The sequence below is a fragment of the Microbacterium sp. NPDC089186 genome, assembly GCF_040685115.1.
Lineage (GTDB): Bacteria > Actinomycetota > Actinomycetes > Actinomycetales > Microbacteriaceae > Microbacterium > Microbacterium galbum.
Map to the genome: position 1 here is coordinate 610536 of NZ_JBFBHJ010000002.1, position 22043 is coordinate 632578.

The 22043-nt window shown below is 66.7% G+C and carries 29 protein-coding genes; 15 read left to right on the plus strand and 14 right to left on the minus strand.

Going from position 1 to position 22043, the window contains the following annotated elements; translation table 11 throughout:
• Nucleotides 1-2: 2 nt before the first annotated feature.
• The 6 genes from AB0N82_RS09165 to AB0N82_RS09190 all read left to right on the plus strand — a co-directional run bounded on the left by AB0N82_RS09165 (nt 3) and on the right by AB0N82_RS09190 (nt 5594).
• Nucleotides 3-545: a hypothetical protein gene (locus tag AB0N82_RS09165; protein WP_363390697.1), complete on the plus strand. Its 543-nt coding sequence runs from the start codon at nt 3-5 to the stop codon at nt 543-545.
• Entirely contained in the window at nt 542-847 is a 306-nt protein-coding gene (locus tag AB0N82_RS09170) for a hypothetical protein (protein ID WP_363390700.1), read from the plus strand. The genes AB0N82_RS09165 and AB0N82_RS09170 overlap by 4 nt, the downstream gene beginning before the upstream one ends.
• Nucleotides 844-1104 (plus strand): hypothetical protein, encoded by a 261-nt coding sequence (locus AB0N82_RS09175; protein ID WP_363390703.1) that lies wholly within the window; start codon nt 844-846, stop codon nt 1102-1104. The genes AB0N82_RS09170 and AB0N82_RS09175 overlap by 4 nt, the downstream gene beginning before the upstream one ends.
• 751 nt (nt 1105-1855) lie before the next feature.
• Entirely contained in the window at nt 1856-4465 is a 2610-nt protein-coding gene (locus tag AB0N82_RS09180) for a phage tail tape measure protein (RefSeq protein WP_363390706.1), read from the plus strand.
• A complete protein-coding gene (locus AB0N82_RS09185) occupies nt 4462-5100 on the plus strand; it encodes a hypothetical protein (RefSeq protein ID WP_363390709.1) in 639 nt (212 codons plus the stop codon). Before AB0N82_RS09180 ends, AB0N82_RS09185 begins: the two co-directional genes overlap by 4 nt.
• Nucleotides 5097-5594, plus strand: a complete 498-nt coding sequence (locus AB0N82_RS09190) for a hypothetical protein (protein WP_363390712.1) — start codon at nt 5097-5099, stop codon at nt 5592-5594. Before AB0N82_RS09185 ends, AB0N82_RS09190 begins: the two co-directional genes overlap by 4 nt.
• A 4-nt stretch (nt 5595-5598) precedes the next feature.
• Here the strand turns inward: AB0N82_RS09190 and AB0N82_RS09195 are convergent, their stop codons facing one another.
• The gene (locus tag AB0N82_RS09195) at nt 5599-5760 is read right to left on the minus strand and encodes a hypothetical protein (protein WP_363390715.1); all 162 of its coding nucleotides are present in this window, start codon (nt 5758-5760) and stop codon (nt 5599-5601) included.
• Nucleotides 5761-5840: 80 nt separating this feature from the next.
• Here AB0N82_RS09195 and AB0N82_RS09200 point away from each other — a divergent pair, with 80 nt between their 5' ends.
• Nucleotides 5841-6797, plus strand: coding sequence for a hypothetical protein (locus AB0N82_RS09200; protein WP_363390718.1), 957 nt, complete (start codon nt 5841-5843; stop codon nt 6795-6797).
• Between the two features lie 183 nt (nt 6798-6980).
• Here AB0N82_RS09200 and AB0N82_RS09205 read toward each other — a convergent pair whose 3' ends face one another.
• Complete coding sequence (locus tag AB0N82_RS09205; RefSeq protein ID WP_363390721.1) at nt 6981-7103, minus strand: hypothetical protein; 123 nt, start codon at nt 7101-7103, stop codon at nt 6981-6983.
• A 180-nt stretch (nt 7104-7283) separates the two neighbouring features.
• On the opposite strand from AB0N82_RS09205, the gene AB0N82_RS09210 reads away from it, so the two are divergent.
• From AB0N82_RS09210 to AB0N82_RS09225, 4 genes are all read left to right on the plus strand, one after another.
• Nucleotides 7284-7481: a hypothetical protein gene (locus AB0N82_RS09210; protein WP_363390724.1), complete on the plus strand. Its 198-nt coding sequence runs from the start codon at nt 7284-7286 to the stop codon at nt 7479-7481.
• A gap of 384 nt (nt 7482-7865) precedes the next feature.
• Nucleotides 7866-8042 carry a hypothetical protein gene (locus tag AB0N82_RS09215; protein ID WP_363391226.1) on the plus strand — a complete coding sequence of 59 codons (177 nt, stop codon included), beginning with the start codon at nt 7866-7868 and terminating at the stop codon, nt 8040-8042.
• Nucleotides 8043-8228: 186 nt separating this feature from the next.
• Nucleotides 8229-8570 carry a hypothetical protein gene (locus AB0N82_RS09220; RefSeq protein WP_363390727.1) on the plus strand — a complete coding sequence of 114 codons (342 nt, stop codon included), beginning with the start codon at nt 8229-8231 and terminating at the stop codon, nt 8568-8570.
• 616 nt (nt 8571-9186) lie between these two features.
• Entirely contained in the window at nt 9187-9495 is a 309-nt protein-coding gene (locus tag AB0N82_RS09225; RefSeq protein WP_363390730.1) for a hypothetical protein, read from the plus strand.
• Nucleotides 9496-9505: 10 nt separating this feature from the next.
• On the opposite strand, the gene AB0N82_RS09230 is transcribed toward AB0N82_RS09225, so the two are convergent.
• Together AB0N82_RS09230 and AB0N82_RS09235 are read right to left on the minus strand one after the other, a co-directional pair.
• Complete coding sequence (locus tag AB0N82_RS09230) at nt 9506-9790, minus strand: hypothetical protein (protein WP_363390733.1); 285 nt, start codon at nt 9788-9790, stop codon at nt 9506-9508.
• Nucleotides 9791-9859: 69 nt separating this feature from the next.
• Nucleotides 9860-10060 (minus strand): helix-turn-helix domain-containing protein, encoded by a 201-nt coding sequence (locus AB0N82_RS09235; protein ID WP_363390736.1) that lies wholly within the window; start codon nt 10058-10060, stop codon nt 9860-9862.
• Between the two features lie 326 nt (nt 10061-10386).
• On the opposite strand from AB0N82_RS09235, the gene AB0N82_RS09240 reads away from it, so the two are divergent.
• Together AB0N82_RS09240 and AB0N82_RS09245 are read left to right on the plus strand one after the other, a co-directional pair.
• Nucleotides 10387-11028 (plus strand): dihydrofolate reductase family protein, encoded by a 642-nt coding sequence (locus tag AB0N82_RS09240; protein ID WP_363390739.1) that lies wholly within the window; start codon nt 10387-10389, stop codon nt 11026-11028.
• Nucleotides 11025-11162 carry a hypothetical protein gene (locus AB0N82_RS09245; protein ID WP_167494239.1) on the plus strand — a complete coding sequence of 46 codons (138 nt, stop codon included), beginning with the start codon at nt 11025-11027 and terminating at the stop codon, nt 11160-11162. Before AB0N82_RS09240 ends, AB0N82_RS09245 begins: the two co-directional genes overlap by 4 nt.
• Before the next feature lie 42 nt (nt 11163-11204).
• Here the strand turns inward: AB0N82_RS09245 and arr are convergent, their stop codons facing one another.
• Nucleotides 11205-11612 carry an NAD(+)--rifampin ADP-ribosyltransferase gene (arr, locus tag AB0N82_RS09250; RefSeq protein ID WP_363390742.1) on the minus strand — a complete coding sequence of 136 codons (408 nt, stop codon included), beginning with the start codon at nt 11610-11612 and terminating at the stop codon, nt 11205-11207.
• 35 nt (nt 11613-11647) lie between these two features.
• Nucleotides 11648-12166, minus strand: coding sequence for an SGNH/GDSL hydrolase family protein (locus tag AB0N82_RS09255; RefSeq protein WP_363390745.1), 519 nt, complete (start codon nt 12164-12166; stop codon nt 11648-11650).
• On the opposite strand from AB0N82_RS09255, the gene AB0N82_RS09260 reads away from it, so the two are divergent.
• On the plus strand, nt 12147-12464 hold the full coding sequence (locus tag AB0N82_RS09260; protein WP_363390748.1) for a hypothetical protein: 318 nt from the start codon (nt 12147-12149) through the stop codon (nt 12462-12464). The genes AB0N82_RS09255 and AB0N82_RS09260 overlap by 20 nt on opposite strands.
• On the opposite strand, the gene AB0N82_RS09265 is transcribed toward AB0N82_RS09260, so the two are convergent.
• The 3 genes from AB0N82_RS09265 to AB0N82_RS09275 are packed head-to-tail and all read right to left on the minus strand — an operon-like array spanning nt 12445 to nt 15326.
• Nucleotides 12445-12585 (minus strand): hypothetical protein, encoded by a 141-nt coding sequence (locus AB0N82_RS09265; RefSeq protein ID WP_315995088.1) that lies wholly within the window; start codon nt 12583-12585, stop codon nt 12445-12447. The genes AB0N82_RS09260 and AB0N82_RS09265 overlap by 20 nt on opposite strands.
• A 51-nt stretch (nt 12586-12636) precedes the next feature.
• On the minus strand, nt 12637-14343 hold the full coding sequence (locus AB0N82_RS09270; protein ID WP_363390752.1) for an AMP-binding protein: 1707 nt from the start codon (nt 14341-14343) through the stop codon (nt 12637-12639).
• A gap of 20 nt (nt 14344-14363) precedes the next feature.
• Nucleotides 14364-15326, minus strand: coding sequence for an alpha/beta fold hydrolase (locus tag AB0N82_RS09275; protein ID WP_363390755.1), 963 nt, complete (start codon nt 15324-15326; stop codon nt 14364-14366).
• A gap of 95 nt (nt 15327-15421) precedes the next feature.
• Between AB0N82_RS09275 and AB0N82_RS09280 the strand changes: the two genes are divergently transcribed.
• Nucleotides 15422-16045, plus strand: a complete 624-nt coding sequence (locus AB0N82_RS09280) for a DUF6518 family protein (protein WP_315995094.1) — start codon at nt 15422-15424, stop codon at nt 16043-16045.
• Between the two features lie 12 nt (nt 16046-16057).
• Here AB0N82_RS09280 and ugpC read toward each other — a convergent pair whose 3' ends face one another.
• The 5 genes from ugpC to AB0N82_RS09305 form a co-directional block, all read right to left on the minus strand.
• Nucleotides 16058-17326, minus strand: a complete 1269-nt coding sequence (gene ugpC / locus AB0N82_RS09285) for a sn-glycerol-3-phosphate ABC transporter ATP-binding protein UgpC (RefSeq protein WP_363390759.1) — start codon at nt 17324-17326, stop codon at nt 16058-16060.
• Between the two features lie 11 nt (nt 17327-17337).
• Complete coding sequence (locus AB0N82_RS09290) at nt 17338-18186, minus strand: carbohydrate ABC transporter permease (RefSeq protein WP_315995096.1); 849 nt, start codon at nt 18184-18186, stop codon at nt 17338-17340.
• Entirely contained in the window at nt 18186-19127 is a 942-nt protein-coding gene (locus tag AB0N82_RS09295) for a sugar ABC transporter permease (RefSeq protein WP_307387111.1), read from the minus strand. The genes AB0N82_RS09290 and AB0N82_RS09295 overlap by 1 nt, the downstream gene beginning before the upstream one ends.
• Before the next feature lie 26 nt (nt 19128-19153).
• Nucleotides 19154-20419 carry an extracellular solute-binding protein gene (locus AB0N82_RS09300; protein WP_315995097.1) on the minus strand — a complete coding sequence of 422 codons (1266 nt, stop codon included), beginning with the start codon at nt 20417-20419 and terminating at the stop codon, nt 19154-19156.
• A gap of 245 nt (nt 20420-20664) precedes the next feature.
• Nucleotides 20665-22038, minus strand: a complete 1374-nt coding sequence (locus tag AB0N82_RS09305; protein WP_363390763.1) for an FAD-dependent oxidoreductase — start codon at nt 22036-22038, stop codon at nt 20665-20667.
• Between the last annotated feature and the right edge of the window lie 5 nt (nt 22039-22043).

Sequence of the window (22043 nt, forward strand, 5' to 3'; positions counted from 1 at the left end):
TCATGGGACTCAACACCCTCCACGAGACCATCAGCAGCATTCGCGACGCAGCCGGGCGCGAGCACGACGGCTACAGTCGAGCCACCCGCGACATTGACAACGACACCTCGCTCAGCGACGCCGGCAAGACCGACTACAAGAACGCCGAACGCACACAGGCCAAGGAGCGTCTCCGCGCCCTCCGCGCCAAGGAGGAAGCAGCGATCGACACCGAAATGCGCCGCCTCGAAGCACGCATCGAAGCGGCGGGACGTGGCGTCGGCGCAAACGACATCATTGCGTTCCGCGACGCGCACGACCGGGCCGACAACCTCAAGGACGCGGAGGAGGCAATCCCCGTGCTCAAGCGCGCCTTCCGCAACAACGACACCTCCCTTGCTCACGCCGTCTTCCGACGCGCGATCGACGCCGGCTGGACCACCGTTACCAACGCGTTCATCGCGGAGAAGCCCGAGCTGAGCGACGTCGTCCGCGACCTCCACAACCTCAAGGAGATCAAGGAGAACTCACTCGGCCGCACGATGACGTACGGCCTCCTGGGATGACCGACACCACACCGGCCGAAGTCGCACGCGTCGCCTACGCAGGGGGCGACGTGGCATCACAGATCGCCCACCTCGAGCGCGAGCTAGCCGCAGCACGACACGACGCCCTCATCGCAAGAGTCATGGCCGACCACGGACTCACCAGCGACGACGCTCTCCTCCTCACCGGGGACGACGAAGCCACCCTCACCGCACAGGCACAACGCCTCAAGGAGCGAACAGGTGACAGCGAACGCCGCGCACCCACAGCCCGACAGATCGAGCGCATGACGTACGAAGACGACACAGACGGTTGGCCGTGACCGCAGACACCACACTCACCATCGGGCCGCACACACTCACCGTCGAATACGAAACAGCGCGACGCATCGTGCAAACCTGCGCGGAAACAGGACGACGCGGCGGACTCGTACCTGTCACCGCAGACCTCATCGTATGGGTCACACAGGCAACACCCCTTAGCGTCCACCGCACAGGTCAGTACGCGAACGAGTACGCGGACATGCTCAACAGCGAACCGCCACGACGCGAACAACAGCGAGGGTTCGTCGTCGACTGACCCATTCAAACATCCGTTCGAGGAGGTGGGGAGGCCCCCCGAGGCCATCTCAGCGAAGGTCTCCGGGTACTGCCGACCTCCCTCTCCGGCTTTTTTTTCCACAGACCACGAAGGGATCGAAATGCCACGCGAGTTGTATCGGTTCGAGTTCGGAGGTGCTCCGTTCTCAACCCAGATGGACGAGGACGTATCCAGCTACAGCACGACGACAGACCCACCCAACGTGCGGACCGTTGAGGGAACGTGGAAGACGTGGCACCTCAGCGTCCCGGACCCCAAAGTGGGGGGACTGGCCGGTGTCCGCCTGGTCCGATCCGTTGGCGCAGACGGCGGCCCACATCCGCGCGGCAACCTCACCGCTGAGGAAAGCGGAGCTCACGGCTCGATGCTCATGGTCGCTGGCCCAACCGGGAATCCGGTTCATGTCCCCGGAATCGGTGACGTCGACGGAGGCGAGACCTACGGCGTGCCCGGAGGTTGGGGCATTGTCTCCCGGTTCTACACCGACGGGGAATGGGATGACATCAGGGCAACGTGGGAGGCATGGGTTCGATCGCAGTGAGTCGGCCCACGCCCCCTGGCACCCCCTCCCCTCGCACCAACTAGGACCGCCGGGGATAGCACCACACATTCTGCGAGCGACTTGACCTTGTTTTTTCGGGTTGCGTCCTCGCTCTGCACATAAGAACAGGCCATCGGCCCTCACTTCTTTTGAGGTGGGGGCCCTTGCCATTTACGGAAGGGGCTCACTGTGCCCGACAGAGTTGTGAAGGTCGTCTTGTCCGCTGCGGTGTCGGACTACAAGACGAAGATGCTCGAGGCCGCTCAGGCGACCCGCACGGTCGGTACTGAGGGTGAGAAGCTGCGGCAGACCCGGGAGGCGTTTGAGGCTGTTGGTAAGACGGCGATGGTCGCAGGCGGTCTCATTGCCGCCGGCCTGACTGTCGCGGTCACGAAATTCGCTGAGTTTGACGCTCAGATGAGCAACGTGCAGGCGGCGACCGGCGAAACCCGGGAGAACATGGGGCTTCTCCGCGACGCCGCGATCGACGCGGGAGCGTCTACCGTGTTCTCCGCCACCGAAGCCGCGCAGGCTATCGAAGAACTAACGAAAGCCGGTGTATCAACGGCCGACATTCTCGGGGGCGCGCTTAATGGCTCCCTGGATCTTGCCGCCGCGGGACAGCTCAGCGTCGCCCGAGCCGCGGAGATCACATCGACCGCGCTCAACCAGTTCGGTCTGCAGGGTCAGGATGCGGCACACGTCGCGGACGTTCTTGCCGCGGGCGCGGGTAACGCAATGGGGTCCGTCGATGATCTGGCGCAGGGCCTCAAGTTCGTTGGCCCGGTCGCAGCGTCGATGGGTGTATCTCTCGAGGAGACGACAGGGGCGCTTGCACTGTTTGCTCAGCAGGGCATCATCGGCGAGCAGGCGGGCACGTCCCTGCGCGGCGTGCTGTCGTCGCTTACGTCGCCGTCGTCCCAGGCTCGCGCCGAGATCGAACGCCTCGGAATCACCCTCTACGACAGCCGGGGCAATTTCCTGGGACTCGAGAACGCCGCAGGGCAGCTCGCAAAGGCATACGGGACCATGGACGGCGCCTCCCGTGACGCATCGATAGGCATCATTTTCGGTCGTGAGACGGTTACCGCCGCCACAGCGCTGTACCAGGCCGGCGCAGAGGGCGTCGATGAATGGACGAAAGCGGTAGACGATTCCGGGTACGCAGCGGAACAAGCTCGCACCCGACTCGACAACCTCAAGGGCGATCTGGAAGCACTGAGCGGCGCGATGGACTCCGCGCTCATCGAAACCGGCAGCGCCGCGAACGACACTCTCCGGGCAATGGTGCAGGCCCTTGCCGGTCTCGTGGACATGTACAACGGCCTCCCGGAGCCGGTGAAGGAAGCCACCCTCCTCATCGGCGGAGCAACCGCAGCCGTCGCCCTCTCAAGCGGCACCGCCCTTCTCGCGGTCCCGAAGTTCCTCGAGATGTCGGCCACGGTCCGCGCTGCAGGCCTGAGCATGGGTGGCCTGTCACTCGCCGCGGGCGGCGTCGGTCTCGCCCTGGGCGGTCTGCTCGCCGTGATCGGCGAGGTAGCTCGCGTGCAGGCTGAGGCCCGATCGAATGCCCGTGCCTACGCAGAAACGCTCGAAGATGGCACGAACCAGATCACGGCAGCGAGTCAGAAGCTGGCACAGGAAAACCTCGCCACCGAGAAGTCCTTCCTCTGGATGCAACGAGGGTCCGTCTACGACGCCGCCGAGAAGCTGGGCCTTTCGCTCGATACAGTCACCGACGCCGCGACGGGCAACGTTGATGCCCTCCGCCAGCTCGAAGACGTCATCCGGGCTGGTGGAGGTGAAATGGACGCCGCCCAGCGAGTCGCCGATGACCTCGGCGTCTCGCTGACGGACGTATCGGCCGCGTCCACGCTGGTGCGGGAAGGGGTGCTCGGGGAGAACCAGTCCATCGAAGAGGCGATCAAGGTCAACCAGCAGAAAGCTGACGCGTCCCGCGGGATGGGAGACGCCACGGAGAAAGCCGGTAACCAGGCTCAGACCGCGGCGGGTCAGTACCTCGACGAGGTAAGCGCGGTCTCCTCGATGAACGATGAGCTCTCGCAGCTCATCGAGACCATCAATGAGGCTAATGGCGTCGGTCAGGATGCGGTTTCCGCGAACATTGACTATCAGAACGCCATCGCAAAGGTCGACGAATACATTCAGAAAGCCCGTGAGGGTGCAGACGGTTACGTCGCCACGCTGGACACGACCTCGCAGGCTGGTCGCGATAACACGGACATGCTGAATGATCTCGCCAAACAGGCGCAGGACGCCGCTGACAAGCAATTCGCGCTGGACGGGAACACTGACGCCTACCGAGCGACCCTTGAGAACGGGCGACAGGCTCTCCTCGATCGAGCTGAGCAGCTTGGCATGAACGCTGAGCAGGCGAGTGCTCTCGCAGACCAGATCTTCCGCATCCCGTCTGAGACGGAATGGCAGGTGATCGCGGAGACGCAGCGAGCCCGAACCGAGATCGACGGTTTCATCCGCGACTACTCGGGCCGAAGCATCCCCATGTACGTGCAGCAGATGCGCACCGAGTCGGGACGGCCTGTGAACGTGGGTCAGTTCGCAGGAGGTGGGCCGATCTTCGGTCCCGGTGGCCCGCGCGACGATATGGTCCCCGCCATGCTTTCGAACGGTGAGCATGTCCTGACGGCCGAGGAGGTTGCCGCGGCCGGCGGACACGCGGGTGTGATGCGGTTGCGGCAGGACCTGCTCTATTCGCGTACTGCCGAGAACAGCAAACCCGAACACTTCATCACAGACCGCGACAAGGAGAACGCATGAGCTACTTCATGTTTGACCAGTCGGACACAGAAGCGCTGATCGTCACAGACACGCTCGTGACGGATATACACGATCACCCCGCGATGTTCGCCCACAAGGTGTGGGCGCTCCCGACGATGAATCTCGCTATTGCCCTCACCGGAACCTCGACAGTCGGGGATGAGCGCTACCGGTGCCTTTCGACCGTGCACGGACCCCGAGACATCGTCGAGCTTGATGGAATCGCGCCCGATCTTCTGCGCGCCATCCATGCTCGCGTTCAGCACGAGCACGGGCCGATCGGCAGCTCGACCGTCTATGTCTTCGGGTGCCCGACTGGCACGTCACAGCTCGTGCGTTACACGTACCGATCGGTCATGGACTACGAGTCATCGTCCGAGACCGGGGCCGCGACGGCCGTCCGACCCGCACCAGAGACATTCGAGGCCGAGTACCCCGAGACGCGGGAGGACTTTGTTCAGCTCGCCGTCCGAGTGCGGGATGAGAACGACTCGGGGGCGTCACCCGAGCCGGTCGCGATAGGCGGCGACCTCTTCCTGACGACCGTCCGGGACGGGCTCATCGGTACGGAACACCTCTACCGATTCGCCGATTACGAAGAACACCTTGCCGCGATGAACGGCCGCAACTCATGACTGGCATTCATGAGCTCATTGATCGGCAACGGCAGCTTGACGCGCCCCCCGCGGAACCAGAACCGCCCGCAGCCACAACCCCCGTCAACGAGGGCCTTGAGTTCTTGATCGCCGAGGCAAGACGGACGAGAGACGCGAACTGGGTAGACCTCGAAGTCATCCTCGGCGGCGAGATCGTCCCCGTCACATTCGGCGAGACCAGCGGCGACACGTGGATGCATCTGTGCGGCTCAAACCCCCCTAAGCGCGACTCCGACCGCCCGTACGGGTACGACTGCGCCGCCGTAGCTCGAGCATTTCCCGCTGAGCGGATCAAGCTGCAGGGCAAGCCCACGGACGCCGGCACGTGGGCCTCGGTGTGGGATCTTCTCGCCGAGGAGGACTGCGCCAACGTGCAGGCCGTGCTGTGGGGCATCCACATTGGAGACCACCTAGAAGCGCGCAAGCGACTCATGGCGCAGAGAGATGCGTCGGATGAGGCGGCTGCCGACTAGGCGGTCACGGTTCATCTGTATGCCCGTTGGTCTCACGCCAGCGGGCATACCCCTTCATCCCTTCCGTGACCGCACTACGGATGACGAGGAACAAGAGGCCGAAGAACAGGCCACCGCCGATGACGAAGATGATCAGACCGGTGAAGAACACATTGGGATCGAACATGTCCCGAACCTTGACAGCACGCGCTTTTAGTCGAGCGAGAGTAGTTGGGCCATTGGACTGCTCGTCGGTATGTTGCTCGGATGGCAGAAAACGCGAAACGGCTGTCACCGAAGGAATGGTTTGTTACCTACCTCGGGGACCTCATCACGTGGCTCAAGGGCAGCTGGGTGCTGAGTATCGCCAGCTTCGTCTTCACGGTTCTGCTGGTGTCAGTACAGGCAATACCAGCGGAGCACCTGTCCGGGCGACGACGCGTCGCCATAACGATCGGGTTGGGCGCCTTGATCGCCATCACCGTTTTGATTGACAAGATCGCGGACCTGATCGAGAAACGAGAGAAATCGCGTAACGAGGAGGACGTGCAGTCAAGGGCTGACAGGCTGCTGAGGGCGTCCGAGGAGGCTGCTCGGAACAGCGTCAGTGACCTGAATGCACTTCTCGAAACGGCACACGAACTCGCCTTCCTTGCGGGCGCCAGTCGCGCGAATCAGATGACTGCTGTGCGCAAGGAATCTGTCCGGTCTGCGGCGCACGCACTCGGGCCTGGTGCCCGCGCCACGTACTACACGCTGGAAGGGGCGCCCGGACGTCGCCGCCTGGACCACCCGGTGCATGCCGTCAGCTACGGCAGGGACGATCGTCCAGACCGCCCGTTTGTCGAGACCGACTTCCCGGAGCTGAATATCTGGGGCGCTCTCACGCGTAGCGACACGGAGGCGCAGGTATTTCGGGAGCCCGAGCACGTCCCGGGCTTGGACTGGGAGAGAAAGCCTTACGCCACGTTCATCAACATTCCCGTGAAAGCCGGGCCTTTAGTCTTTGGCATGCTTAGCGCCAACTCGGCGCACCCTGAATCGGTCGGGGAACCGCAGCGGGCCGTACTGATCGGCATAGCTCGTGCGCTAGCCCTGACGGAGTCGATGATTCTCGGGTCCGCGACTGCTTCGAACCAGCGAGATGCAATGTCGGCGGCCAGCGATACCCTTCAGGGGATAGAGGAACTCGAGCGAGAGAACGAGCAGGAGGCATCAAAATGAGCAAGACCGAGACGCCGAGCGAAGGATCGACCCGTCGCGATGAGCCACAGGTGTCCCGCCTGCGCGCCCGTGCTGAGTGGCTTCTATGGCTGGACGCGCGGTCAGCCGGCGACCGTGATCGACTCAGCAGCGGGCGTACTACTAAACGAGTGGCCTAACGCGCGTTCATCAGTCTGAAAAAGACTATGTCGGCTGGCCGTTCGGGAGTAGCACCTGGACGATGAAGTTGTCGTCGCCGGCCGCGGGTGTGCGAGTGACGACGAGGGACATGTTGATGCCGGACACTTCCGCGATGGGCTGAGACATAACGGCAGGCTAGGGCGCACCGCCGACATCGCGAGCGCTTGGGCCGGTTCCCAGTTGTCCAGGTCGAGGGGTGTCCGTCGCGTAGACGGCCCTGAGGCCAGATCGTGAGCACGATGGCGGCCGTTTGGTCGACGCAGTACCCCCCTGTCTGGCTCTGCATGTGCGGCGTAGTGTCCGCTTATGGGTGAGACAGAGAACGACGACGAGGTTGCGGCCGAGCATTGGGATGATGACGGCGGGCAATCTGCGGCGAAGATGAAGAAGGACCGTGCGGATCGTTGGGATGAGGCGACGGGCGCGCATTGGCACGAGTATTTGCCGACTGCGGAGACGCAGGCTCGGCGTGACGTGGAAGTGGATCGGGAGCAGAGGGAATAGGCGCGAACCTATTGTTAGTCAAGTCCCGAGCCGGTTCGCAGCGATGGAGAATAAATTCATGCACGAAGGTCCCCGCCGCCAGTAAGAGGGGCATCAAAGGTGCCTGACGACGGGGACTTTCGCACGCTATCGGCCCTGTCCCCCAAATGGGGGGGCGTATCTTTCGCTGCAGTACTACTGGTAGACACTTCGACGTTCGTCGTTTCCCGCCGATCGAGGGGCGGCAGGCGGCGAGTTCGCGTTCGAGAGCCGATCGATTCCGGTGCGGGTCAGTAGGCCACCTGCGGAGGGCCTTGACGAGACACTGCGAAAGTGCAGTCAACCGAAATGCGGCCATTTTCTCGCTGCAAATAGTGCCCCCTATCTATTCGGCGAGAAGAGCGTATGGTCACGAATATGTGGATAACTCTTCTCGTCTTACTGGTCGCTTGGGCGGTGCTGACGATCGTCGGGTTCACGTTCCAGGGGCTGCTGTGGCTCGCCATTATCGGCATCATCCTCTTCGTCGCCACCATCATCTTTGGCATCATTCGCACCCGCGCGGGCCGTCGAGCCTCCTAATCGGTACACCCGCAGCACTCTTCGCGCTGACCCTGAAAGGGTTCGAAACCCATGTCCACCCCAAACCACGCAACGCGCGGGGCTCCGACCCCGACCGCTTACCCCAACCCCCTTGGGCTGACTTCCGTTCTTCCCGGCTCACTGCCGCCCAGTCTTGGGACTCTTAACGCCCCCGAGACCTACCAGGTGGACGCTGTGTTCAGCCGACGCCCAGAGCCCCAAGAAGTCTCCGCGATCCACTCGCCAGACAGCCTCAAAGCGCTCAGCGCGGCCGGGTACCCCGAGGTCACGCTGCGCGTGTCGGACAGGCGTCTCGAAATCAAGAACACGAACCTCGACCAACTTCAGGATGGTCTGGCAACCTTCATCGCCGACCACCTTGCCGCGATCACAGCGAGCCTGCAGAAGGAACGTCTCGCGCAGCAGTCACGGCTGGCAGCAGCGGCAGAAGCCGAAGGATCCCGAGCCGAAGCCATCGGCGCGAAAGCTGCCCGGATCGCCTTCATCCGCACGCCCGCGACGCTCTAGCCGCAGGTCCACCACCGCGGCCCCCGCCTTCAACGAAGCAGGCAGGGGCCGCGCTTCTGCTCCCCGGCGAGGGTGTCGCAGATGAGACACCGGTCAGTCCACGGAGCTAGGGGGGCGCGTCGGTGGGGACTTCCTTGAACGTCATAGGTTCTCCCTGCGTCTCAGGGGTGTACTCGCCCTGAGGTTCGGGAACGATGTAAAGACCTCGTCCTGAGTTGGCCGTATAGGTGAGCGCGTGCAACCAAGCCGGGTTGAGACTCGGGGTCCGACCCCCGCTGTACTTAAAAACGAGCGATACGCGCGGGTGAATGTACACGGTCGTGCGGCCGCCGCCCGTGCTCATGTCGTCTTTCCAGGTGAAGGTGAAACTCTCGCCCCGTCTAATCTTGGCCATCATCACGGCTTGGAGGTGAGCGAGCAGGCGGTCTTCGAGAGTGACCGACGTGTTCGACTCGTAAGTAAATTTGCCCATGGCTCCTCCTGCTAGCGACTGGATCGGGGCCTGGGCAGGTTTCAATGGGTGGCCCGACAGCGTCGAGTGTCGGCAGTGTGCGACGTGCTCCTCACCCATTACAACGGGGGTGGTGCGATCGGGCAAGCGCGGTACCGTTCACGCATGTCGGACAGTATCGAGCGAGTGCAACTGACCGTCGGTCAAACCACCTTCCCTCTCGCTCCTCTGGAAGCCGTCAAAGAGATCGAGGCTCAAGTCTTAGGCGCGACACGCGCTGGGGGTGGATTTCTAAGGGTCACGACAGATGGCGGTCAGCGACTTAGTATCTTCGTCGCGTCGACGACGTCGATAGTGATCACCTCCAATACCGTCGCGCTCGACAGCGCAGCGGCCGACGGCGACGCATCAGTTCGTCAATCGCAGCCGCCAGACGTCTTCGGTGAATGCGACGACCCGTACGACTACCTCTAGCGCGCGCGGGTCATCGCGTGCGATCACGTCCGGTCTTCTCTCCCCAGTCGGCGGCTGGCGGACCGGGATTGCCCATCGTCGCGAGGTAGGCGACGTGCACCTTGTGGCATGCGAGACGGAGCGTGTGGGCCCATCCGATGACCTCACCGCGCATGGTGACCCTGTATGCGACCTGTTCACCGTTCATCACGCGGCGGATATCGATAGTCCCGTACTCGCGGTCCTGTGGGTCGATCATTCGCCAGGTGCCGGTGGGGCCTTCGACGGCCGCCATGATGGGGTGCCATTCGCTCACGGGTGCGCCGGATCCTTTCTCCGGCCGAGAGGACACCAGGCTAGGTCAGACCGCCGACATCGTCGGAGCTCAGACGGGTTCCCAGCTCTCCATCCATGCGTCGAGATCTTCGCGGAACAGGATGATGTCTCTCCCATGTCGCACTGCGGGTAGCTCGTTCCAGCGGATCGCGCGCTTCACCTTATCGATGCTTACCGCACAGTAGTCGGCGGCCTGCTCGCGGCTGAACCCGCGTTTCCACTTATAGGGGTCTGGGACTTCACTGTTCATGCGGGCACGCTAGCAGGCGCCCGGGCACATAGAAATACCTGATGAGAGACGTTATCAGTGGGGATAACGAGCGCCGTGCTCTAGAAGGGGGCGGGAGGGAGCCGACACCCTGCCGGGGGGCGTAAAGAACCCGGACCCAGAGGGTCACGTTAGCGTCCGCAGTCCGCAGAGAGTCCGCGGAATCGCCTATCAGCACCAATCACTCTCAACTAGGCTCAACAAGATAAGACCAGGTGGGAGCAACATTGCCCACAGTTTCCAATCACGCCCAACCAGGTGGTCCCGATTCACGAACTACCGCTGAGCCCGTCCGCGGGGAGGATGACATGGCCGTCCGCGTCGATCTGAACATCTCCCTCGACGGCGTCGCCGCGCCCGCCGATCCGACGCCCGAGAACCCCATGGGCGCGGACTGGGGCCGGCTCGTCGAGGACTACATGGCGACGCGCACGTTCCGCGCGCGCGTGTTCGGCGACGCTTCCGGTGCCGGTACCACCGGGATCGACGACCGCTATGCGGCCGCGTACTTCGAGGGCATCGGCGCAGAGGTGATGGGGGCCGCGATGTTCGGCCTCCATTCCTTCCCCGACGACCCCGACTGGCGCGGATGGTGGGGCGACGAACCGCCGTTCCGTGTGCCCGTCATCGTGCTGACGCATCGACCGCGCGAGCCGATCTCGTTCGCCAACGGCACGCGCTTCGAGTTCTCGTCGGAGGCGATCTCGGATGCCGTCGCCCGAGCACGCGATCTCGCCGACGGCGCCGATGTCCGTGTCGGCGGCGGACTCTCCACCGTCCGCGCCGCCCTGGCCGCCGGTCTCGTCGACCGCCTGCATGTGGCGGTGCGCCCCGTGATCCTCGGTCGCGGCGGCCGCCTGTGGGACGACCTCCCCGGTCTCGACACCGGCTACACGGTCGCCTCGGAGGTCGCGGAGAGCGGCGTCGTCCACGTGACCTTCTCGCGATGAGCCGGCCGCTCGACCCCCTGACCTGCCCGACGTGCGGCGATCCGTTGCGCTTCGAGATCCTCGACGACGAGCGCTTCCTCGTCGCGTGGTCGTGCGTGAACTGCGGCCTGATCCGCACGACCGAGCCGGTGTGACCGTGCCGCGGGCGCGACGAGAACCGACGCCCGGGCCGGCCGTCAGTTGACGATCTCGGCGTTCTCGTCGCGCAGCGTCGTCAGGCGCTCGCGCCACGAAGCCAACGCCTCGGGGGTGAGTCGCGTCCAGTCGTCGCGCTCCGCGACGATGCGCAGAGGGGACGTGGTGCGGAACGAGCGGGTCGGGTTGCCCGGGAACTTCTTGTCGGTGACGTTCGGGTCGTTCTCGAAGGCTCCCAGTGGTTCGACCTCGTAGACGCGGGGTGGCGCGTCTCCGGGGATGATCTCGGCGGCCAGGCCGGCCCCGTCGAGCAGCGCCGTGAAGTAGACGTGGTTCATCACGATCTCGGGGCGGTAGTTCGACCGGAAACCGGGGGTGAGGAGGTCGCCCACGCCGAGAGCCGCCTTCGTGCCGTGGAAGAACGGACCGGGGTCGAGCACGTCATCCATTCCGTGAGTGTCGCACGTTGCGTGGCGAACGCGCGTCAGTACGTCAACGCCGCCAGGACGGCATCGGCGATCGCCCGGTGCCCGGCGTCGTTCGGGTGGAACTCGTCGCCCGCCCCGGCGAAGGTGTCGCGCCCCGCGGGCCCATGGAAGTCCGCGTTCGCGAACGGTTCGGCGAGCGACACGTACACGCCGGCGCGCGCGGCGCACGTGCGCGAGACGACCTCGTCGTAGGCCCCGCCGTCGGCGGTCCAGGTGCCGAGGCACACGAGCCCGGCCCGGGGGGATGTCGACCGGATGCGATCGAGCAGGCCTGCGTACTGCTGCTCGAAGTCGGCGAGAGGGGTCGGCACGCCGACGTCGTTGGTGCCGAGCTCGACGACGGCGACCCCGACGTCGGCGGGCACGTCGGTCACGGCCGCGACCGTCGACAGCGTCTGCTGCGCCTGCGCGGCACCCGTGATGTCGACCCGTCCGATCTCGGCGGCCACCAGGTGGATGAACCCCTCGTCCTTGGTGGTGGCGAAGAACCCGGCGGTGAGCGAATCCCCGGCCACGAGCATGCGAACGCTCTCGTCGCCCTTCCGCTCGACGAGCACGGTTCCCGGCCGCGCCGTCGGCGTCGGCGTCGGAGTCGGAGTCGGAGTGGGCGTCGGCGTCGGGGTGGGCGTCCGGGTAGCAGATGCGCTCGGCCGGGGGGACGCGGATGCCGCGGGGGCCGTCTCCGGCGCGTTCCGTCCGGCGGAGATCACCACGGCGGCGACACCGACGACGGCCGCGACCGCGACGACGCTGATCGCGACCGTCCAGGCCGCTCGGGGACGCAACGAGGGACTCAGCCCTCGATGCCGTTGATCATCTGGGTGATCTCGCGCTCGGTGTCGCGTCCCACGTTGCGTTCCTCCTGCAGCGAGGGCATGTCGCTCTCGTCGTCGACGGTGGGGTTCTCGAAGGGCTGCTTCTTCTCGTGGTCCATGTACCGATGCTCACATGTCGGCGGGCGCGATGCGAGGGGTTGCGGGCCGTGTCATCCGCGAAGGGAATCGTCGCGCCACTCCACGCAGACCACCTCGCCGCGGAACACCGCCTCCTCCCGCTGACGCAGTTCGACCCGGCGGATCTTGCCCGAGATCGTCTTCGGCAGATCGAAGAACTCCACGCGACGCACGCGCTGGAAGGGAGCCAGTCGCTCGCGCGCGAAACGCAGGATGTCCAGCGCCACCTCTTCGCCCTCCTCGTGCCCGCCCGCCAGCACGATGTACGCCTTGGGGACGGCGAGGCGCAGGTCGTCGGGGGCGGGGACGACCGCGGCCTCGACGACGGCGGGGTGCTCGATGAGGACGCTCTCGAGCTCGAACGGACTGATCTTGTAATCCGACGCCTTGAAGACGTCGTCGGTGCGGCCGATGTAGGTGATGCTGCCGGTCTCGTCGCGGCGGGCGACGTCGCCGGTGTGGAAGAGATCGTCGGCGAACGCCTCGGCGTTGCGCTCGGCATCCCCCACGTACCCCGTCATGAGGTTGACCGGGCGCGCGGACAGGTCGATGCAGATCTCGCCCTCGTCGGTGCGCTCACCGGTCACCGGATCGACCAGCACGACCGGGCACCCCGGGAGCGGACGCCCCATCGACCCCGGCACGAGGTCGGCGCCGGGCGTGTTCGCCACGACCGCCGTCATCTCGGTCTGCCCGTAGCCGTCGCGGATGTCGAGGCCCCACGCCCGCTGCACCGAGGCGATGACCTCGGGATTGAGCGGCTCGCCCGCCGACACGACCTCGCGCAGCGCCCCACGGCGACCGGTCAGGTCGGCCTGGATGAGCATGCGCCACACGGTCGGCGGAGCGCAGAAGGTCGAGACACGGTCGCGCTCGAGCTCGGCCAGGAGGCGCTCGGCCGAGAAGCGCGTGTAGTTCAGGGCCAGCACTGTCGCGCCCGCGATCCACGGCGCGAAGAACAGGCTCCACGCGTGCTTCGCCCATCCCGGAGAGCTGATCGCCAGGTGCACGTCGCCGGGCTGCAGTCCGAGCCAGTACATGGTGCTGAGGTGTCCGACCGGGTACGAGGCGTGCGTGTGCTCGACGAGCTTCGGCTTCGACGTCGTTCCCGAGGTGAAGTACAGCAGCAGGCGCTCATCGGCGGTGGTTCCCGGATGCCCTGCCGGCTCGGCATCCTGGAGGAAGGCGTCGTCGTACGAGACCCAGCCCGGGTGGGTTCCGCCCACGACGATGCGGCCGAGGCCCTCGGGCAGGTCGTCGAACTTGTCGGCGTCGGCGGCTCCCACCACGACGTGGCGGATGTCGGCGCGCGCGATGCGGTCGCCCAGGTCGACGCGGCCGAGGGCGGTCGTGGTGGGGGCGATGACCCCGCCGAGCTTCATGATGGCGAGCATCGCCTCCCAGAGCTCCACCTGGTTGTTCAGCATGAGCAGCACGGCGTCGCCGCGAGCGACGCCCTGCGACGACAACCAGGCCGCGACCTGATCGGAGCGACGCGCGAGCTCGTCGAAGGTGCGCTCGTGGTGCGTCTCGTCGTCGTCGACCACGATGAGCGCCGTCGCGTCGTTCCCCCGCGCCATCGGGTCGAACCAGTCGATCGCCCAGTTGAACGGCCCCTCGAAGCGGGGCCACGCGAAGGCGGCGGCGCGCGCCGGGTCGGTGCGGGCGGCGAGGAGTTCGTCTCGGGCGGCACGGTAACGCTCGGTCGCGGACGTCGACGCGGATGCGGTGGGGATCATGGTGCTCCTTGGATCGCGTTCTACGCTAGACCCGTCATCCCCCTCCGCAGCGCCGCGTACGCGGCATCCCGCGCCGCGGGCGCCGACAGGAACACGTCGTGCAGCGCCCCGTCGATGCGGGCCAGGGTGACGGTCGCCGAGATGCGGGTGGCGGCTCGCGCGATGTCGTCGACGACGAGCACCGAGTCGCTCGAGAGCATCGCGTCGCTCCAGCTGAGCGCCGAGGTCGACCGCTTCGACAGCAGCACGAGGGCCGGGCACCCGACGTCGAGCCCGGATGCCACCCGTGCGTGCCCCGCGATGATCGCCGCGAGCCAGCCGGGGTGGGTGGGAAAGCCCTGCGCCGGACGCCATCCGTCGGGGGCGTCGGGCAGCGTCCCGATCTCCCGCTGAGCGCGGGTGTAGAACCCCAGATCGACGACCGGATGGGTGCCGAGCGGGTCGAGCCTGGCGCGGACGTTCACGATCGGCGCGAGCGCCTGACGCCCGAGCGGGCCCAGCTGCAGCTCGAGCCACGGGCTGTTCAGCACGAGCAGATCGGCCACTCCCGGGTGTCGCGCCGCCCACAGCGTGAGGGTGAGGCCACCTGTGCTGTGCCCGAGCAGCACGAGGCGACGCCCCTCGCCGGCGGTGCCCATCGCATCGAGGGCCGCGGCGATGTCGGCGTCGTAGACGTCGAGCGACACGGTGTAGCCGGGTGTCTGACCGGGCCGGAGGCTGCGACCGTACTTGCGCAGATCGAGGGCGTGAAACCGCGCGCCGCGATCGGTGAAGAAGTGCGCGAGGTCGGTCTGGAAGAAATAGTCCGACCACCCGTGCACGTACAGCACGTCGACGTCGCGCCACTCCCCGAACAGGCGCGCGCCCGGGTGGGGACGTGAGCGCACGAGGGTGGCGACGACCTCCCCCTCGTCGTCGGGGCGCAGCGGGAGAGAACGCTGTTCGAAGCCCTCGCCGAGGACGTCCGGATGCCACTCGCCCATCGCCTCAGCCTACGGCGGCGATATCCGCCTCGAGGATGACGCAGCGCCCTCTGCCGGCGGACGCGCGGACGGCCGGGTCTTCCTAGCGTGGGAACGTGCACCCCCGCCACTGGCTCGTCCCCGCTCTCTCCGTCGCCGCCGCCTCGCTCGTCCTCGGTGGACTGACGAGCGTCGGCCAGACCGTGCTCCCCGCCGCCCTCGTGTCGTTCGCCAACTCGGCCGGCGGCTGGACGATGCTCGCGTTCGGTCTGGTCTGGCTGACGCGCGCACGTCCGCCGGTGGCCGCGGCGCTGGGCATCGTGTCGTTCGTGCTGCTGATCGAGGGCTACCGGATCGTTTCGGGCTGGCGCGGTTTCTTCTACGCCGAACCGTTCCAGGACACGTTCACGGTCATCGGAGTCTTCGCCGGGCCCGTGGTCGGACTCTCGGCGTCCCTCCTGCGCAGAGGTGCCGCCGCGTGGAAGCCGTTCGCCGCCGCGCCCGTCGCCGCGGTGCTGATCGGCGAAGGGGTGTACGGCCTCACGGTCGTCGCCGCCTCGACGAGCCCGGTGTACTGGGTGGTGCAGATCGTGGCCGGGCTCGCGCTGATGACCGCCGCCGTGCATGCCGCGCGACACCGGATCGTGCCCGCGGTCGTCGGCGTCGTCCTCGCGCTCGGCGGTGCGGCGGCGTTCATCGCCTTCTACCTCTGGTTGGGGCAGCTCGGCTCCGCCGGCTGAGGACCGGGACGGTCAGCTCGACGCCGAGGCCTCCTCGCGCGACGCCCGTTCCTTGGCCCGCTCCAGCGCGCGCTTGCGTGCGGCCCGGGCGTCCTCCTCGAGCTTCTCGGCCTTCGCCTCGTCGCGCGTGAGGTTCACGCCCGTCTCCGGGTCGAACAGGTGCAGCGAGTCCGGCGAGAACCACAGGCGCGCCGCGTCTCCCGCGCGGATGGAGCTCATGGCATCCAGGGCCACGACGAGTTCGGTCCGCAGGCTCTCGCCGTCGAGGTCGCGGTCGAGCTCCGACAGCTTCTCCTTCACGGTGGCGTCGGTCTCGTAGGGCACGTAGGCGTAGAGCACCTCTCCGAGCCATTCCGTCATCTCGATGTCGAGCTCGGCGGTGATCCCTCCCGCGAGGTCGCGCTCGGTGGCATCCGCGTCTTCGAAGGCGTCGGGGCGGACCCCGACGATCACGAGGTCGCGGCCCTCGACCGCTTTGCGCAGCCGGTCGTCGAGCGGCACGTCGGCGATGGGCAGGCGCAGCACGTCGCCGTCGACCGTGCCGCTGAGGAAGTTCATGGGCGGCGACCCGATGAAGCCCGCGACGAAGAGGTTCACCGGCTGGTCGTAGAGCCCGCGGGGGCTCGCGACCTGCTGCAGCTCACCCCGGCGCAGCACCGCGACCCGGTCGCCGAGGGTCATGGCCTCCGTCTGGTCGTGCGTGACGTAGACGGTCGTGATGCCGAGCGAGCGCTGCAGCCGCGCGATCTCGGTGCGCATCTGGCCGCGCAGCTTCGCGTCGAGGTTCGACAGCGGCTCGTCGAAGAGGAACGCGCTGGCGTTGCGCACGATCGCGCGCCCCATCGCCACGCGTTGGCGCTGACCGCCGGACAGGTTCGCGGGCTTGCGCTCGAGGTGCTCGTCGAGCTCGAGCAGCTTCGAGGCGCGTCGCACGCGCTCGTCGATCTCCTTGTCGTCGAGGTCGCTCGACTTCAGACGCATCGGGAAGGCGATGTTCTCGTAGACCGTGAGGTGCGGGTACAGCGCGTAGTTCTGGAAGACCATCGCGAGGTTGCGGTCCTTCGGCGCTTTGTCGTTGACGACCTCGTCGGCGATCTTGAGCTCTCCGTCGGAGATGTCCTCGAGACCGACGATCATGCGGAGCAGCGTCGACTTTCCGCAGCCCGACGGCCCGACGAGGATCACGAACTCCCCGTCGGCGATGTCGAGGTCGACGCCCTTGACCGCGGTGAAGCCGTCGTCGTACGTCTTGACGATCCTGTTGAGAGTGATGGATGCCATGGACTCGCTCCTTAGCCTTTGACGGCGCCCTGCGTGAGACCGGACACGATCCGGCGCTGGAAGATCACGACGACGATGACGATGGGGATGGTGACGACGATGGCCGCGGCCGAGATCGCGCCCGTGGGTTCCTCGAACTGCGAGGCCCCGGTGAAGAACGACAGGGCCGCGGGCACCGGGCGGGCGGCATCCGTCGATGTCAGCGAGATGCCGTAGACGAAGTCGTTCCACGCGATGAAGAAGGCGATGATCGCGGTGGTGAACACCCCGGGAGCCGCGAGCGGCACGACCGTCTTGCGGAACGCCTCGAACGGGGTCGCGCCGTCGACCTGCGCGGCCTGCTCGAGCTCCCACGGGATCTGGCGGAAGAACGCGGCGAGCGTCCAGATCGAGATGGGCAGCGTGAGCGACAGGTACGGGATGATCAGGCCGAGCCACGTGTCGTAGAGGCCGATCACGCGCCACAGGTTGAACAGCGGCGTGACGATCGACACGATCGGGAACACCGAGACCGCGAGCGCCGTGGTGAGGATGATGCGCTTGCCGGGGAAGTCCAGGCGCGCGATCGCGTAGGCGCAGAGGGTCGCGAGCACCACGGCGATGAAGGTCGCGATGAGCGAGATGCCGATCGAGTTACGCAGGGCCGGGAGGAACAGGTCCTGCGCGCTGCCGCCCGGGGCGAGGATCGTGGCGTAGTTGTCGAGCGTCCACTCCTGCGGGAGGAGCGTCCCCGAGAACAGGCCCGCCTGGGTCTTGAACGACGTCATCGCGATCGAGAAGACCGGGAAGAGCGACCAGACGAGCACGGCCGCGATGATCACGAGCCACATGATCCGCTGGGGCCAGGTCATTGCGCGCATCAGGAGTTCCTCCCCGCCGACAGGTCCACTTTGAAGCCCTTGATGAAGATGCCGGCGATGATCAGGACGCTGAGGAACAGCAGCACCGAGATCGCCGAGCCGAGTCCGATCTCGAGGCGCCCGATCGAGGTGTTGTAGGCCAGCAGCGACAGCGCCTCGGTGTCGTTCGCCCCCGCGGTCATGATGAAGATGTTGTCGAAGATGCGGAACGCCTCGAGCGTGCGGAAGAGCACGGCGACCATGATCGCGGCCTTCATGTTCGGCAGAATCACGCGGCGCAGCACCTCCCAGCCGGTGGCCCCGTCGACCTTCGCGGCCTCCTCGAGGTCGCCGGGCACCTGTGCAAGACCCGACAGCAGCAGGAGAGAGATGAAGGGTGTGGTCTTCCACACCTCGCTGAGGATGATGACCGTGAGCGAGGTGCCCTGATAAGCGAACCAGTTGAGGTTCTCGTCGAACCCGGGGATCCACGACAGCCAGCTGTTGACGTACCCGCCGGAGTTGATGTCGAAGGCGTAGAAGAACGCGAAGGCCGAGACGACGGTGATGATGCCGTAGGGCACGAGGATCGCCGTGCGGGCGAAGCCGCGGAGCTTCTTGATCGCGCGGTGCATGACGAGCGCGAACCCGAACCCGATGATCAGTTCGAGCAGCACCGTGACGACGGTGATGAACAGCGTCACGCCCATCGACTGCCAGAAGGCCGGGTCGCCGAGGATGACCTGGTAATTGCGGAACCAGATGAACTCGCGGTCGTCGGGCGCGGTGAGGCGCAGGCTGAACAGCGAATCCCACAGCGCCTGCACGATCGGGTACAGCGTGACCAGGAGCATGATGCCGAACGCGGGGCCCGCGAGCATCCAGCCCAGCCGGGCCTCCGCCCGCGCGCGGTCGGAGCGGCGCTTCTTGGGCTTCGCACCCGGTTCCTTGTCGGCCCGGATCTTGCCGGCCGCGGCGATTTCGGCGGTCACAGCAGTCGCTCCCCTCTGAGCACCGCGAGGATGAAGTCGGTCGAGGTCTGCGGCGTCGTATCGGGGGTGACGGCGTTCGGCGGATGCCACGTGCGCTGCAGTCCGATGGAGATCTCGTTGTAGTAGGGCGTCTGCGGTCGGGGCGCACCCAGCTGCAGGGACTCCGCGATCGTGGATGCCATCGGGAACTTCTCGTTCACCTCGGCGTCGTCGTACGCGGCGAGGTTGGACGGCGGGTTGCCGTTGGTGACGAAGTACTGCGCCTGATTCTCCGGGGTCACGATGCACTGCACGGCCTGCCAGGCGAGGTCGACGTGCTCGCTGTACGCCCCGACGCCGAGGTTGATGCCGCCGACGGGAGGGGCGGCCGGGGTGCCGGCATCCACTCGGGGGTACACCGCCCAGCCGAGGTCGTCGACGACCTCGGGAGCTGCCCCCTGCATGGCCGGGTAGACGAAGGGCCAGTTGACCATGAACGAGCCGTTGTCGCCCTGGAAGAGGTTCATGCTCGCGTTCTCATCCGCGGTCGGCAGCCCCGCGCCGCCCAGGCCCGAGGAGCCGATGCGCCCGATGATCTCGGCGGCCTTCTTGCCCGCGTCGGACTCGAGTCCGAGCTGCATCTCGTCGGGCTTCGCCTCGGGGTCCTCGAGGATCTTCCCTCCGCCCGACGCGACCAGGGCGTTGATCCAGACCGTGAGCGACTCGGCGAGGGCGCCCTGCACGCCCAACTGCTTGTTCTGGTCCTCGGCGGCTTGGATGATCTGGTCCCAGGTCACGGGCTGCGTCATGTCGAGGCCCGCGGCCTCGGCGACCGACTTGCGGTACCAGAGCAGCTGCGTGTTCGCCCAGAAGGGCACCGTCACCAGCTCGCCGTTCCAGCTGGCCGACTGCACCGCCCCTTCGACGATGCCGTCGGTGTTCTGCAGGTCGTCGGGAACCGGCGCGAGGAAGCCGGGCTCGGCGAGCTCGGGGATGAACGGAGGGTCGAGGCTCATGATGTCGAGCGACCGGTCACTCGCCGCCAGACGGCGGGCGAGCTGCTCGCGCTGCGAGGCGGCATCGCGCGGCAGCAGCGAGGTCTCGATGCGGTACGCCCCGTCGGCGGCCTCGGTACAGGATGCCGCGATCTCGGCCTGACCGCCGTCGTCGGGGTTGATGTACCAGGTCAGGGTGGGCACCCCGTCACCGGCGGAGCAGGCCCCGAGAGTGCCCGCGAGGGCCAGCGCCGAGGCTCCGGCCACGATCCGTCTCACCGTTCGCATCCGGCCCCCTCGCCTCGGTGCGGGAACCGGACGGCCCCCTCGTCGTGGGCTCCATCCTGCCGAGCAAAGGATTTTCACAGCCTCAGGCTTGCCCCCACGACGGGCGGATGATATTCGCGAGGAGCCGCCCCGGCGGCGCGGAGAGACGGCGGTCGCGCGCTCCTGCGGGCGCGCCGGCGCGGCTGGGCCCGACGCGGAAGAGCCGCCCACGTCGCGACGACGGGGCGGCTCTTCGCACACGCGGGTTACTCTCCGCGCGAGATCGCGATCATCTCGTCACGGGGCACGACCTTGATGCGCGCACGCTCGTGCGGCGCGCCGAGGGCCATCTCGTGCTCGTCGAGGCGGTGCCAGCCGTCGAGGTCGGTCCAGCGCACGCCACGCTCCGCGAGCAGGGCCGGGATCGACTCCTCCTCGGGGTGCTCGGGGCGCCACCAGTCGCCCTGGTCGTTGATGACGTGGCGCACCGTCTCCATGGCGTCCGACTTGGTGTGTCCGATGAGACCGACGGGGCCGCGCTTGATCCAGCCGGTGGCGTACAGACCCGGCATGCGGGAATTCGAGTCGGCCGAGAGCACCTGGCCCTCGTGGTTGGGGATGACGCCGCGCAGTTCGTCGAACGGGATGTCCTTCAGCGGGGAACCGAAGTAACCGACCGCGCGGTAGATCGCCTGGATCGGGACCTCGCGGACCTCGCCGGTGCCGACGACCCCGCCCTCGGCGTCGGGCCGGGTGCGCTCGTAGCGGAGGGCGGCGACGCGGCCGTCCGCGTTCTTCACGACCTCGAGGGGCTTGGCCCAGAAGTGCAGGTGCAGGCGGCGCGAGGCTTCTCCCCCGGCGTTGTTGACGCCCGGGCGGGTGCGCCACTGCTGCAGCACCCGGTCGATGACCTTGACCTGCTTGTTCGTCTCGATCGCGGTCTTCGACGCCTCGTCGTAGTCGAAGTCCTCGTCGTAGACGACCATGTCGACGTCGCGCAGCTCGCCGAGTTCGCGCAGCTCCAGGGGGGTGAACTTCACCTGCGCGGGGCCGCGGCGGCCGAAGACGTGCACGTCGGTGACGGGCGAGGCCTTGAGTCCCTGGTAGACGTTGTCGGGCACCTCGGTGGGCAGCAGGTCGTCGGCGTGCTTGGCGAGCATGCGCGTGATGTCGAGGGCGACGTTGCCGTTGCCGATCACCGCGACCGACTCCGCCTCGAGCGGCCACTCGCGCGGCACGTCGGGGTGCCCGTCGAACCAGCTGACGAAGTCGGCGGCGCCGTAGGAGCCCTCCGCGTCGATGCCGGGGATGTCGAGGTCGGCGTCGCGGATCGCGCCGGTCGAGAAGATCACGGCGTTGTAGTGCTTCTTGAGGTCGTCGAGGGTGATGTCCTCGCCGAAGCGGACGTTGCCGAAGATGCGGATGTCGCCGCGGTCGAGCACCTCGCGCAGGGCCGTGATGACGCCCTTGATGCGCGGGTGATCGGGGGCCACGCCGTAGCGGACCAGGCCGTAGGGCGCGGGGAGCTGCTCGAACAGGTCGATCGACACGTCGAACTGACGCTCGGCCTTCAGCAGGATGTCCGCGGCGTAGATGCCGGCGGGGCCGGCTCCGACGATGGCGAGGCGCAGCTTCGTCATGGGTT